General features: G+C 75.1%; 10 protein-coding genes. 4 read left to right on the forward strand and 6 right to left on the reverse strand.

The genetic code is table 11. The features are described from left to right. Positions 1–17: 17 nt before the first annotated feature. The 3 genes from ACYVHQ_RS02235 to ACYVHQ_RS02245 form a co-directional block, all read right to left on the reverse strand. A complete protein-coding gene (locus tag ACYVHQ_RS02235; protein ID WP_460510501.1) occupies positions 18–1,457 on the reverse strand; it encodes an APC family permease in 1,440 nt (479 codons plus the stop codon). A gap of 111 nt (positions 1,458–1,568) precedes the next feature. After that, a complete protein-coding gene (locus ACYVHQ_RS02240) occupies positions 1,569–2,426 on the reverse strand; it encodes a Rieske (2Fe-2S) protein (RefSeq protein ID WP_460510502.1) in 858 nt (285 codons plus the stop codon). 145 nt (positions 2,427–2,571) lie between these two features. Next, complete coding sequence (locus tag ACYVHQ_RS02245) at positions 2,572–5,940, reverse strand: DEAD/DEAH box helicase (RefSeq protein WP_460510503.1); 3,369 nt, start codon at positions 5,938–5,940, stop codon at positions 2,572–2,574. A gap of 109 nt (positions 5,941–6,049) precedes the next feature. On the opposite strand from ACYVHQ_RS02245, the gene ACYVHQ_RS02250 reads away from it, so the two are divergent. The 4 genes from ACYVHQ_RS02250 (at position 6,050) to ACYVHQ_RS02265 (ending at position 8,950) form a co-directional block, all read left to right on the forward strand. Beyond that, complete coding sequence (locus ACYVHQ_RS02250) at positions 6,050–7,693, forward strand: molybdopterin-dependent oxidoreductase (RefSeq protein ID WP_460510504.1); 1,644 nt, start codon at positions 6,050–6,052, stop codon at positions 7,691–7,693. Positions 7,694–7,775: 82 nt separating this feature from the next. Continuing rightward, positions 7,776–8,063 carry a hypothetical protein gene (locus ACYVHQ_RS02255; RefSeq protein WP_460510505.1) on the forward strand — a complete coding sequence of 96 codons (288 nt, stop codon included), beginning with the start codon at positions 7,776–7,778 and terminating at the stop codon, positions 8,061–8,063. A 95-nt stretch (positions 8,064–8,158) separates the two neighbouring features. Next, a complete protein-coding gene (locus ACYVHQ_RS02260) occupies positions 8,159–8,485 on the forward strand; it encodes a hypothetical protein (RefSeq protein WP_460510506.1) in 327 nt (108 codons plus the stop codon). A 33-nt stretch (positions 8,486–8,518) separates the two neighbouring features. Further along, positions 8,519–8,950: a DoxX family protein gene (locus ACYVHQ_RS02265; RefSeq protein WP_460510507.1), complete on the forward strand. Its 432-nt coding sequence runs from the start codon at positions 8,519–8,521 to the stop codon at positions 8,948–8,950. Positions 8,951–9,064: 114 nt separating this feature from the next. On the opposite strand, the gene ACYVHQ_RS02270 is transcribed toward ACYVHQ_RS02265, so the two are convergent. From ACYVHQ_RS02270 to ACYVHQ_RS02280, 3 genes are all read right to left on the reverse strand, one after another. Further along, positions 9,065–11,254, reverse strand: coding sequence for a RecQ family ATP-dependent DNA helicase (locus tag ACYVHQ_RS02270; protein ID WP_460510508.1), 2,190 nt, complete (start codon positions 11,252–11,254; stop codon positions 9,065–9,067). A 12-nt stretch (positions 11,255–11,266) separates the two neighbouring features. Beyond that, positions 11,267–11,665 (reverse strand): hypothetical protein, encoded by a 399-nt coding sequence (locus tag ACYVHQ_RS02275; protein ID WP_460510509.1) that lies wholly within the window; start codon positions 11,663–11,665, stop codon positions 11,267–11,269. Positions 11,666–11,769: 104 nt separating this feature from the next. After that, positions 11,770–13,824: a PTS fructose transporter subunit IIABC gene (locus ACYVHQ_RS02280; protein ID WP_460510510.1), complete on the reverse strand. Its 2,055-nt coding sequence runs from the start codon at positions 13,822–13,824 to the stop codon at positions 11,770–11,772. Positions 13,825–13,850: the final 26 nt, after the last annotated feature.

The following is a 13,850-nucleotide window of genomic DNA, read 5'->3' on the forward strand; positions in this document are numbered from 1 at the left end:
AGGCGCGGCGCGGCCGGTCAGCGGTCGTCCGGGTCGGCGACGGCCTCGAGCGCGGCGGTGTCGAGCGTGGGCCGTGCCCGGCGCGTGAGCACGGTGACCAGCCAGAGCACGATGCCGAGCGCCAGCAGCCCGCCGGCGATGGTGTACTGCTCGGCCCCGCGCCCGGACGACACCGGCAGCACGAGCCACGTGCACGACACCACGCCGACGACGGGCAGCACCCGGCCGGCCCGGAAGTGCCGTCGCCCGACGTCGTCGCGGCGCAGCACGAGCACCGCGACGTTGACGATCGCGAAGACGGTGAGCAGCAGCAGCGAGGTCGTCCCGCCCAGCACGGCCACGATGGGCGAGCCGGGCGTGAGGGTCACGTAGGCGATGAGCGCGAGGGCGAGCGCCGTCGTGAAGACGATGGCGGCCCAGGGCGTCCGCCGGCCCGGCAGCACCTTCGCGAGCACGGGGGGCAGGACGCCCTGCTTGGCCATGCCGTAGAGGAGCCTGCTCGCCATCATCATGTTGATGAGGGCGCTGTTCGCGACGGCGAACAGGGAGATCCAGGGCAACAGCTGACCGATCGGGAACCCCGGCGCCGCGGTCTCCACGACCGTCACGAGCGGCGTCTCGTTGTCGGCGAGCTCCCCGACCGGCACGATGGCGACCGCGCAGAGCGCGACGAGCACGTAGACGACGGCCGCGAGGCCGAGGCCCGTGAGCATGACCCTCGGGAAGATCCTGCTGGGCTCCTTCGTCTCCTCGGCCATGTTGACGGAGTCCTCGAAGCCGACCATCGCGAAGAACGCGAGCGAGGTCGCCGTGCTCAGGCCGAGCAGCAGGGACTTGTCGCCCGGCGTCTCGAAGACCGTGACGCGGCTCAGGTCGGCCTGCCCGCCCGAGATCGCCCAGGCGCTGATGAGGATCACCAGCACCAGGCCCGACAGCTCGACGAGCGTGAGCACGACGTTGGCGCCGACGCTCTCGCTGACGCCGCGCAGGTTGACGAGCATGACGAGCACCATGAAGCCCATGGCGACGGCCATGACGCCGACGGCGGGGAAGTCCACGTCGACCGCCGCGGCGAGGTTCGCCGCGAAGGCCTGCGAGGCCGTCGAGGCGCTCGTGATGCCCGACGACATCACGACGAAGCAGACGAGGAACGTGAGCACGTGCACGCCGAAGGCCTTGTGCACGTAGAGGGCGGCACCCGCGGTCTGCGGGTACTTCGTCACGAGCTCGAGGTACGAGAACGCGGTCACGAGCGCGACGGCGAAGGCGACGAGGAACGGCAGCCACGCCGCGCCGCCCACCTCGGCGGCGACCTGCCCGGTCAGGGCGTAGATGCCCGTGCCCAGGATGTCGCCGACGACGAAGAGCAGCAGCAGCTTCGGGCCGAGGACGCGCTTGAGCTCGGTGGGCTCCTCGCCCGTGCCGCCCGGAGCGTCGTGGGTGGTGGGACTGCTCATGGTGCCTCCAGCGTCGTCGCCGTGCGCGTGGGGCCATGCTGCACCCGGCAGGAGGCGCGTGTCGAGGGACGACGCGCCTCCTGTCGGGCGAGGGGGCGGCGGGTCGGCGGTCTAGCCGGCGTGCGGCAGGCGCACCTGGAGCTCCCCGTCGACGACGCGGCTCTCGAACTTCGGCTGCGGGGCCGTCGCGGGGCCGTGGACGACGTGCCCGGTGGACACGAGGTACTCGCTGCCGCGCCAGGGGTCGCGGAGGAGGGTGCCCTGGGGCCCCTCGACGAGCTCCCCCTCGGAGAGCGGGGCGCCCAGGTGCGTGCCCGTGTCGGACAGCACGTCGACGTGCGGCCCGCGGCGGACGGCGACCAGCGGCTGACCCTGCACGTCGAGCCGGGTGAGGCCGCCGTCGACGACCGCGGCGAGCGGGCCGGCGGGCTGCCACCCGCGCGGGAAGACGTGGGGGACGTGCTCGGCGTGGTTCGCGCCGGCGGCCTGCCGGTAGCTGAGGTGGCCGCCCACGAAGCCCGAGGCGCCGACGACGCCCAGGCCCAGGTAGCCGAGCACGACGCCGCTGACCTGACGGCCGCGACGGCGCTGCAGCCAGGACGCCGTGTACAGGCCCACCGAGACGCCGTTGAGCGCGGCGTGCACGAAGCCCGTGCGCTGCTGCTGCCGGTGCAGCTCCGACCAGTCGGTGAGGCCGGACAGCACCGAGGGGAGCGCCCCGAGGAGTCCTGCCCCGACGAGCACGCGCGAGGCCCGTTCCGTGCCGGGCAGGGCGTCGAGCACGCCCGCGCCGAGCCAGCCGCCCACGGGAACGAGGACGGCCACCGGGTGCAGCGGGTGCCCGGCGGGCACGCCGTGCAGGAGGTCCCGCAGGGCGCGCGGCCGGAGGAGCGCCTTCGACGCGGCGACGAGCTTCTCGACGGCGGGGTCGAGCGCCGAGGAGTCCTCGACTCGGTCCAACAGCTTCACGACGGGTAGTTCTCGCACGGGCCCTCCCGGGTTCGTCTCGATGGTGCAGGTCGGTCCACCCTGCTCCGTCGCCACCGGCGCGTCCGGGCTTGACACGGGCCACCCGCGCCCGTCGCGCCGCCCGGCACGTGTCGGACCGCCGGCGTCAGGCCTCGAGCAGCCCGCGCACGTCGTCCGCCGTGAGGGCGGCGCTGAAGACCGCGTCGTCGTCGACGACCGCGTCGAACAGGGCCGACTTCTGCGCCTGCAGGGCCAGCACCTTCTCCTCGATGGTGTCGGTCGCGATGAGCCGTTGCACGAGCACCCGCTCGGTCTGACCGATGCGGTGCGTCCGATCGACGGCCTGCGCCTCGGCCGCGGGGTTCCACCACGGGTCGAGGATGAACACGTAGTCCGCCTCGGTGAGGTTGAGGCCGAAGCCGCCCGCCTTGAGGCTGATGAGGAACGCCGGGGCGTCGCCGGAGCGGAACCGGTCGACGACCGTCGCCCGGTCGCGCGTCGAGCCGTCGAGGTACTCGTGCGCGATGCCGCGTTCGTCGAGCCGCGCGGCCACGCGCCGCAGGAACGTCGTGAACTGGCTGAACACCAGGGCACGGTGCCCCTCGGCGGCGATCGCCTCGAGGTCGTCGAGCAGCTGGTCGAGCTTCGCGGAGGGGATGCCGTCGTAGGCCTCGTCGACGAGTCCCGCGTCCAGCGCGAGCAGGCGCAGGAGGGTCAGCGACCGGAACACGATGAAGCGGTGGCGGTCGAGGTCGTCGATGAGGTCGAGCAGCTTGAGGCGCTCGCGCTGCAGCACCGTGTCGTACAGCTCGCGGTGGCTCGGGTCGAGCTCCACGCGCAGCACCTGCTCCTGCTTCTCGGGCAGCTCCGGGGCCACCATCTGCTTCGTCCGCCGCAGCAGGAGCGGGCGGATGCGCCGGCGCAGCTGCGCCATCAGTTCCGGTCGGCCGCCACCGGCCAGGGGCTTGACGTAGTCCTCGGTGAAGCGCGTGACGTTCGACAGCAGCCCCGGCGCGACCACCGCGAACAGCGACCACAGGTCGAGCAGGCCGTTCTCGAGCGGCGTGCCCGTGATGGCGAGCTTGAACGGCGCCTCGAGCTCCACCGCGCACCGGTGCGCCTGCGAGGCGCGGTTCTTCACGAACTGCGCCTCGTCGAGCACGAGCCCCGCCCAGCCCTCGGCGCGGTACGCCGCCGCATCGAGGCGGAACAGCGCGTAGGAGGTGACCACGACGTCGGCGCCCTCGGCCGCCTCGCGGACCACGGCACGCCCGGCGCGCGACGTGCCGGACACCGTGCGCACGACCAGCCCGGGCGTGAACCGCGCGGCCTCCGCGGCCCAGTTCGCCACCACCGAGGTCGGCGCGACCACGAGGAACGGGCGGGCCGACCCGGGGGGAGCCTCCCGAGCCTCCTGCTCGCGCACGTGCGCGACGAGCGCCAGGGTCTGCAGGGTCTTGCCGAGGCCCATGTCGTCGGCGAGGACGCCGCCGAGGCCGTGCTCGTACAGGAAGGCGAGCCAGTCGAGGCCTTCGCGCTGGTAGGGCCGGAGGTCGGCGCGGAGCCCGGCGGGCACCGGGTGCGAGGGGACCCCGCCCAGGTCGCCCCGCCGGGACAGGTCGAGCAGCCCGCCCACGGTCGCGCGCCACGTCTCGTGCTGCACGGTCTCGTCGGCGAGCTGGTCGAACTCGCTCCAGAGCCCTGCCTGGTACCGGGAGATCGTGGGGGCGTCGACCTCCCACTCGTCGAGCTCCGTCGCCTCGTCGATGAGCCGCTTGAGCTCGTCGAAGGCCGGGTGCGCGAGCGAGAGGTACGACTTGTCGACGAGGAGCAGCTTGCGCTGCCTCTTCGCGAGCGCCTTCAGCAGCGGGGCGTAGGGCACGGTGCGGCCCTCGACGGTCACGAGCACGCCGAGGTCGAACCAGTCGCGGCGCTCGCTGGGCACGGTCGTGATCGTGAGGTGCGGCGCCTCGGTGAGCTCGTGGTACCCGGGCCGCGTGCCCTCGACCTCGACGTCGACGTCGGGGCGGGCCTCGAGCGCGGGCAGCACGGTCGCGGCGAACTCGGCGGTCGCGACGCCCTTCGTCGTCGTGTCGCGCGGGGGGCCGCCGAGCAGCTCGACGAGGCCCTCGGGCAGCTCGTGCGCACCCACCGGCTCGCGGATCTCGCCGTCGCGCCACCGCCAGGCGAGCTTCAGGGTGTCGGCCCGCCCGAAGGCGGCCGTCAGCACGAGCCGTGGCGGCAGCGCCTCGGGCAGCTCGACCGTCGCGTCGCTGCTGACCACCTCGAGGCGACGCCGCAGCGCGGGCAGGGCCTCGCGCACGAACTCGGCCTCGTCGTCGGCGGGCACGGCGATCTCGCGCACGGTCGTGAGCAGCCGCCGCTGCTCGTCGCCCACCGGCTCGGGCGCCGGCGCGAGCACGACCGACAGTGCGGGGTCGCGGCGCGCCGCCCACACGCCGTGGTCGCCGATGACGCCCGCGTCGGACGACGGCCAGGCCTCGCCGTCGATCGTCACGCCCGCCACGAGCCGGAGGCCCGGCACGGTCCCGGCGGTCGAGGCCGCCGTCGTGGAGCGGGTCGCGTCGAGCGTCACCCGCCCCTCGGCCGCGAGGGAGACGTCGGTCTGCCGCTTGCCCGTGACGAGGGCGACGCCCAGCCGCTCGGCCTCGGCGAGGAGCGGCCAGAGGAGCGGGCTCGCGAAGTCGTCGAGGTGCAGCCAGTCGCCCTCGCCCGGCGCGTAGGCCGCGTGCACCGACTTGTGCAGCGCGGCGAACTGGAGGAACCACGCGTGCTGCTCCGGCGCGATGCCGAGACGGTTCATCTGGTACGGCAGGCTCGTCCAGGTGAGGTCGCCGCGCACCCAGTTGCCCGTGCTGCTGAGGCTCACGGGGCGCACCCCGAGGCGCAGCGCCCCGGAGGCCGCCGCCGCGGAGGCCGTCCCGCCGAAGCGTCGGCTCACGCTGCGCACGCGGTCGCGCAGCTCGAACAGCAGGCCGAGCCGCGTCGCCCGCGCGCTCGCCGGGCTGCTGGGCGTCGACAGGGCGGCGACGGCGTCACGCCAGGAGGCCCCACCAGCCTCGGGTGCACCGGTGTCGGTCGGCGTGCCCCCTGCCCGCACCGCCGCGGCGGAGGTGCTGCCGGGGGGACCGCCGCCGGGCCACGCCGGCTGCTCGTCGTCGGGGGCCGTGGTCGTGCCGCCGCCGCTGCGCTCGGCGAGGGAGCGCGCGTTCGCCTCGAGCAGGGTGGCCGCGACGTGCTTGCAGGCCGAGCCGATCGGGCACGAGCAGGAGCTCTCGTGGGGGCGGCTGTAGTCGCCGCGCGACGGACGCAGCTCGACGCGCGTCACGTAGGGATCGGGCGCGGAGCCCTGCACGCGGGCCGTGAGGACGTCGCCGGTCTCGTCGAGGGAGAGCTCGCCGACCCTGCCGTCGCGCGCGAGGTCGCGGCCCGCCCCGAACGGACGCGGCCCGACCAGGCGGATGATGTCGACGGCGTCGACCAGCGGCAGCATGGCACCACTGTCCCACGGACCGCCGACGCCCCCCGGTCCGCCGCCCGGCGTCTCCGGTCGACCCGGGTCGCACAGCCCGTTCCCCGCCCGGCGGTCGTACCGTCGTCGCATGTCCGTGCGCGCCGACCAGTCCGTCACCGGGACGTCCGGGGCGGGACCGGGCGTGCCTCCTGACGGCCTCGCCCCTCGCGCACGGGGCGTCGCGGCCGCGACCTCGGGCGTCGTCGCCGTGCTGGCGTTCCTCGCCGCCGCCGAGCTGCTGGCCGTCGTCCTCGGCCCCTCCGGCAGCCCGCTGTTCGCCGTCGGCCAGGTCGCCATCGACCTCGCCCCCGCGGCCGTCAAGGACGCGATGATCGCCCTGTTCGGCACCGCCGACAAGCTCGCCCTCGGCGTGATCATGGTGGTCGTGCTGCTCGCGGTCGCCGCGGGCGCCGGCCTGCTCGAGCTGCGCCGGAGACCGCTCGGCACCGTCGTGATCGGACTCGGCGGCCTCCTCGCCCTCGTCGCCGTGCTGACGCGGGCGGGAGCGGGCGCCGTCGACGGCGTGCCCACGGCGGTCGGCACGCTCGTCGCGATCCGCCTGCTCGCCGCGCTGGTCCGCCGCCTCCGACGCTGGGACGCGGCGTCCCGGCCCGGCTGGACCGAGGCGGGCACGGCGCCGCCCCTGCGCGGCCCCGGCCTCGAGCGCCGGGCGTTCCTCACCTGGGCCGTCGTGGCCGGAGCGGCCGCCGTCGTGGCGGGCACCGGTGCCCGCGTCGTCAACGCCACGGCGCAGGCGGTCACCGACCTGCGCGACCGGCTCGTGCTGCCGCGACCGGCCGTGGCGGCCGACCCGGTCCCCGCGGGCGCCTCCCTCGACGTCGACGGCATCACCCCCTACGTCACGCCCGCCGACGAGTTCTACCGCATCGACACGGCGCTCCAGGTGCCCGCCGTCGACCCGGCCACCTGGCGGCTGCGGGTGCACGGGCTCGTGGAGCGCGAGGTCGAGCTCGGCTTCGACGAGCTGCTCGCCCTGCCGCTCGTCGAGCACCACGCCACGCTCAGCTGCGTCTCGAACGAGGTCGGCGGCGACCTCATCGGCACCGCGCTCTGGCTCGGCCACCCGATCCGCGACCTCCTGGCGCGCGCGGGGGTGCGTGCCGGGGCCGACATGGTGCTCTCGACGAGCGTCGACGGCTTCACCGCCGGCACGCCGCTCGACGTGCTGCAGGACGACGCCACGCAGGCGCTGCTCGCGGTCGGCATGAACGGGCAGCCCCTGCCCGTCGAGCACGGGTTCCCCGTGCGCATGGTCGTGCCCGGCCTCTTCGGCTACGTCTCGGCGACGAAGTGGGTGGTCTCGCTCGAGGTGACGCGCTTCGCCGACGCCGAGGGCTACTGGACCCCGCGCGGCTGGGACGCCCTGGGGCCGGTCAAGCTCGAGTCGCGCATCGACGTGCCGAGGGCAGGAGCCGCGCTGACGGCCGGCGAGGAGGTCGCGATCGCGGGCGTCGCCTGGGAGCCCCACGTCGGCGTCTCGCGCGTCGAGGTGCGCGTCGACGACGGGCCCTGGCAGGAGGCCGAGCTCGCCGACAGCGTCTCCGCCGACACCTGGCGCCAGTGGGTCCTCCGCTGGCGTGCCACGCCGGGCGACCACGAGATCGCCGTGCGGGCGACGAACGCGACGGGCGAGACCCAGGGGGAGGCGGAGCTGCCACCCGCGCCGAACGGGGCCGAGGGGTGGCACCGGGTGCGCGTCAGCGCGTCGTGAGCGGGCCCTCGGTCTGGTCCCGCGCCTCCTGCCCGTCGCAGGCCCCTGCCGGTCGTGCGCCCGGAGCCGGTAGCCTCGCCGCATGAAGGTCCTCCACTACGCCGGCACCCGCCTCCACGTCTCCGACGAGCTCGCCGAGGTCGTCCTCGCCGCGTCGATGGAGTTCAGCGACGACGCGCGCACCTTCCGCGTGCCCGTGGCGTGCTGGCTCGACGAGCGCGCCGAGATGGCCCAGCTCGTGCTCGGGCCCGGCATCCCGCTGCTCGTGGTCGACGCGGAGGACGAGCGCGACGACGCGCCCGGCTCGGCCTCGAGCGTCGCGTTCATCGTCGAGCTCATGGAGAGCCTGGCCGTCGACGACGAGGACTGACCGGGCCTGGCGGGCGGTCCCGGGGGTCGGCCGCGTCACGACATCGTCACACGGCGTTCACACGGTGGACCGGTCGGTCTGACATGCTCGTGCGCATGATGACCGTGACGGCCCTCGCGCACACCGCCGGAGACACGGCGGGGCTGTTCTGGTTGTCCCGCCGCCTCATCGGCGAGCACGAGGCCGCACCGGTCGGGCAGGGCCAGTTCGTCGTCCGCCTGGGCGAGACGACGACCGTGCTGCTCACCGAGCTCGACGACGTGCTGCGCCTCGACGCTGTCGTCGGCGACGAGCTCGCCGCGCGACGGGCCCGTCGCCTGATGGACGCCGCCCTCGCGGAGCGCTCGGGCGGAGCGGTCTCGATGATCGCGTGGGAGACCTCGGCGGCCGAGCCCGTCGGAGCCCTGGGCGTCAGCGCTTAGCCTCCGTCCATCTCGGTGGGGCACGCTGGAGCGATGTCCCGAACCGCTGCCCGCCCCACGTCCCTGCCCCGCACCCTCGGCCGCCTCGCCCTCGGCGGTGCGCTCGCCTTCGCCGGGACGACCCACCTCACCGTCGCCCGTGAGGAGTTCCGGGCCCAGGTGCCGGAGTGGGTCCCCCTCGACGACGACACCGTGGTGCTCGCCTCGGGCGTCGCCGAGATCACGCTCGGTGCCCTGTTGATCACGCAGGCGAAGAGGCGCGTCCTGGTCGGCTGGCTGGCCGCCGCGTTCTTCGTCGCGATCTTCCCGGGCAACGTCTCGCAGCTCGTCAATCGGGTCGACGCCTTCGGGCTCGACACGGACGCCAAGCGCTGGGGCCGACTGCCGTTCCAGGCCGTGCTCGTCGCGCTCAGCCTCTGGTCGACCGGAGCCTGGCGCGACCGCCGTTCGCTGCGCCGCCGCTGACCGCTCGCCGCTGCCCCCGCGGCCACCGGCCTCGTGCCGCTGCCCCCGCCGCCGCCGACCTCGCGCAGCAGCCGCGGCGCCCGCCGGCGCCCCGAGGCGTCGCCGTCACGGTCGTCAGGCGACGACCGCGAGGGTGAACGGCAGGACCGGGCCCGCGCCCGCGCGGCGCAGGGCTCGACCCGCGACGGTGAGCGTCCACCGCGAGTCGACCACGTCGTCGACGAGCAGCACGGGGCCAGCTGCCTCGGCCAGGGCCGCCGCCAGCTCCGGTCCGACCGTGAGGGAGTCCCACACGTCGGCCAGGCGGTAGGCGCTGTTGACGCTGCCGGCCCGTGACGGCGCGTCGGGTCGGGCGAGGGTCAGCTCGCCGAGCAGGGGCAGGCGCCCCACGGTGCTGAGCGCCTGCGCGAGCGAGGCGACGAGCTGCGGGCGACGACGCGAGGGGACCACGACGACGCCGACCGGGCGCTCGGCCCAGCCCCACTCGGCGAGCACGCGGACGCACCCGTCGACGAGCCCCTTCGTCACGGGGCCGTCGGGCGCGCCCTCGGCCAGGAGGGCGCGCAGGGTCGTGCCCCAGCCGAGGTCGGTGAGGCGCGCGAGGGCGCGGCCGGGCTCGACCCGCTCCTCCGGCGCGATCTTGCCCTTGACCGGGAGGCCCAGACGGTCGGCGCCCGTGGGCCACTGCGCGCGCGGCTCGACCTCGACGCCGACGCGGTCGAGCGAGGCCGAAGCGCTCGCCTGGGCGTCGGCGGCGACGTCGGTCGGGTACCAGGCGCCCGCGCAGACGTCGCACCGCCCGCAGCGGGCCGCGCCCGGGTCGTCCAGCTCGGACTGCAGCAGCTGCATGCGGCACTCCTCGCCGCGCTCGTACCGCAGCATCGCCTCCTGCTCGGCGACGCGGGCAGCGCCGATGCGCCCGTACCGCTCGGCGTCGTAGGACCACGGCCGCCCGGTGGCGATCCAGCCGCCCTGGACGCGCTGGACGGCGCCGTCGACGTCGAGCACCTTGAGCATGAGCTCGAGCGGCGTGCGCTTGAGGTCGACCCGGGCCTCGAGGGCGGGCGTCGACAGGGGGACGTCGCCCAGCTCGGCCAGCACGGCCGCGGCGCGCTGCTCGCTCGGCATGGAGGCCGTGGCGAAGTACTGCCAGATCTCGGTGTCCTCCCGACCGGGCAGCAGGAGCACGTCGGCGTTCTCGGTGGCACGCCCCGCGCGCCCGATCTGCTGGTAGTACGCGACGGGGGACGACGGTGCCCCCAGGTGCACGACGAAGCCCAGGTCGGGCTTGTCGAAGCCCATGCCGAGGGCGCTCGTGGCGACGAGCGCCTTGAGGTCGTTCCCCTTGAGCCGGGCCTCGAGCCGCTCGCGCTCGTCGGGGTCGGTGCGGCCCGAGTACGACTCGACGTCGTAGCCGGCCTGGCGGAGCAGGCGGGCGGTGTCGTCGGCCGCCGAGATGGTGAGGGCGTAGACGATCCCGCTGCCGGGCAGGTCGCGCAGGTGCCCGACGAGCCAGCCCAGGCGGTCGGCCGAGGTGGGCAACGTGAGCACGCCGAGCCGCAGGGACGAGCGGGCCAACGAGCCGCGGATGGTCAGCACCTCGGCCCCGGGCCCGGCCGACAGCTGCTCCTCGACGTCGGCGACGACGCGCTCGTTGGCCGTCGCGGTGGTCGCGAGCACGGGCACGGTGGGCGGCAGCGAACGGACGAGCTCGGCGAGGCGGCGGTAGTCGGGGCGGAAGTCGTGGCCCCAGTCGGAGATGCAGTGCGCCTCGTCGACGACGAGCATGCCCAGGCGGGCCACCAGGAGGGGCAGCTGCTCGTCGCGGAACCGCGGGTTGTTGAGGCGCTCGGGCGAGACCAGCAGCACGTCGACCTCGTCGGCGGCGAGGGCACGCTGGGCGTCGTCCCACTCGTGGGCCGTCGCGGAGTTGACGGCCACCGCGCGCACGCCCGCGCGGGCCGCCGCGGCGACCTGGTCGCGCATGAGGGCCAGGAGGGGCGACACGAGGAGCGTGGGACCGCCGCCCCGCCGCCGCAGCAGCAGCGTCGCGATGAAGTAGACGGCGGACTTGCCCCAGCCGGTGCGCTGGACCACGAGCGCCCGCCGCCGGTCGCTGACGAGGGCCCGGATCGCTTCGAGCTGCCCGTCGTGGAACACGGCGTCGGCGCGGCCCGTGAGGGCCCGCAGCAGCTCGAGCGCTTCGGCGTCGAGCTCCGCGGCGCCAGGACCACCGTCGACCCGGTCGGCATCGCCCCGGTCAGGGGCGGCGGAGGCGGGTGCGGCGGCGTCGGTGGGGCTCATGCCCCCATGGTGTCAGGAGCGTCCGACGTCGCCCTGCGCGTCGCTCCGCTGGGCGAGCACGGCCTGGGCCGTGGCCTGGAGCACGTCGCGCGCGTCGACGCCACGGGCGTCGGCGAGGGCGACGCTGAGGCCCGCGGCGAGGCTGCCACCGGCCGCGCCGAGCGTGGCGACGACCTCCTCCTGCTGGGGGTCGAGGGGCTGCTGCACCTGCTCGCGCACGACGTCGCGGAGGTTCTCGTCGCTCTGCTCGAGCGACTCTGCGTCGTCCTGCGTCATGGCGGTCGCCTCGGACACGATGGCGAGCGAGAGGTCGGCGGCGACGTCCTCGACGTTCGGTGCGGGGGACGATGCGACCTCCTCGCGGTCGAGGTCGGCGGTGCGACGGTCGTCGGGCTGCTCGTGCTGATCCATGCCCAGACCGTACGCCCGGGCACCCGTCGAGGCTGGGAGGCCCGTGGACGCACAGGAGGCCGCGCCCCTCCCGGGACACGGCCTCCCGCCCGACGGGCGTGGGGTCAGGCGGTCGCCACGGGGCGGCCCTGCCCGACGACGCCGGCGGCGTCGGCGGAGGTCGCGTCGACCGCGGGGACCTGGCGACGCGGCTTCACGAGCACCTTGAGCGCGACGAGCACGAGGGCGGTGACGATCGTGCCGGCGAGGATCGCGACGACCCACATGCCGAGGCCGTCGATGGCGAACCAGACGAAGAGGCCACCGTGCGGCGCCTGTGACGTGACGCCGGCCGCCATCGAGATCGCACCGGTGACCGCACCGCCGACCATGCTGGCCGGGATCACGCGCAGGGGGTCGGCCGCGGCGAACGGGATGGCGCCCTCCGAGATGAACGACGCGCCCAGGAGCCAGGCGGCGCCACCGTTGGTGCGCTCCTCCTGCGTGAAGCCCTTGCGGTAGAGCAGGGTCGAGGCGAGGGCCATGGCGAGCGGCGGCACCATGCCGGCGCCCATCACCGTGGCCATGATCATGAGCGGTGCCGGGTTGTCGGTGACGGAACCGGCCGAGAGGCCCGCGACGGCGAAGGCGTACGCGACCTTGTTGACGGGACCACCGAGGTCGAAGCACATCATGAGGCCGAGGATCACGCCGAGGAGGACCGCGCCCGAGCCGGAGAGCCCGTTGAGGAAGTCCGTGAGCGCCGCCATGAGTGCGGCGATCGGGCCGCCGAGCACGAGCAGCAGGAGGCCGGACGCGACGATCGAGGCGAGCAGCGGGATGATGACGACGGGCATGAGGCCGCGGAGCCAGCGGGGGACCGTCGGCTTGCCGATCCAGTACGCCGCCGCACCGGCGAGCAGACCGCCGACCAGGCCGCCGATGAAGCCCGCGTTGGTGAAGACGGCGACCGCGCCGACGACGAAGCCGGGCGCGATCCCGGGCCGGTCCGCGATGGCGTAGGCGATGTAGCCGGCCAGCGCCGCGACGAGGAAGCCCATCGACAGCTGGCCGATCTTGAAGGCCGCGGCCCCCAAGAAGTAGAGGAGCCCCTCCGGCGGGAGGTTCCCCAGCGAGTACGCCGTGAGCACGGCATCGGCGTCGTTCGCGATCTGGTACCCGGCCATGGCGAAGCCGAGCGCGATGAGGAGTCCGCCCGCGGCGACGAACGGGATCATGTACGACACGCCGGTGAGCAGCCAGCGCTTGAGCGACGAGCCGAAGCCCTGCCGCTGGCGTTCCTCGGCCGGTCCGGGGGCCGCGCTGCCCGAGACGCGTGCGGCCCGGGGGTCGTCGGCGGCGGTCAGCGCCTCGGCCACCATGGCGTCGGGGGCGTCGACCCCGCGCTTGACCGGTCCCTGCACGACGGGGAGCCCGGCGAAGCGGGCCTTGTCGCGCACGTCGACGTCGACGGCGAAGATGACGGCGTCGGCCGACGCGATCACGGCCGGGTCGAGCGGGGTCACCTGCGACGAGCCCTGCGTCTCGACCTGCAGCTCCGCCCCGGCGCGCTTCGCCGCGGCGACGAGGGCGTCGGCCGCCATGAAGGTGTGGGCGATGCCGGTGGGGCAGGCGGTGACCGCGACCAGGCGGCGGACCGGGGCCGCGTCGGGGGCGGGGGTCGCGCCTCCTGCGGGAGCGGCGGACGCCGCGCGCGTCTCGGCGACCTCGCCGCCGACCTCGTCCTCGACGAGGCGCACGACGTCGTCGGGGGTGCGGGCCGCACGGAGGGCGGCCGTGAAGTCCTCGCGGATGAGCGCGCGGGCGAGCGTCGACAGCACCGTCATGTGGTCGCCGTCGGCGCCCTCGGGCACCGCGATCATGAAGACCACGTCGGCGTCGCCGTCGGGCGCCCCGAAGGGGACCGGCCGTGCGAGGCGCGAGAAGGCCAGGGTCGGCTCGGTGACGCTCGCCGAGCGGGCGTGGGGGATCGCGATGCCGCCGGGAACGCCCGTGCCGACGGACGCCTCACGGGCGAGCGCGTCGGCGGCGAGCGACTCGGCCGAACCGGCCCGGCCGGCGGCGGCGACGCGGGCCGCGAGCGCGTGGATGACGTCGGTCGACGTCGCGCCGAGGTCGTCGTCGAGACCGACGAGACCGGTCGTGATGAGGGTGGACATGGGCTCTCCTCTGGTGAGCGGCTCTG

This window comes from Frigoribacterium salinisoli, from assembly GCF_054781095.1.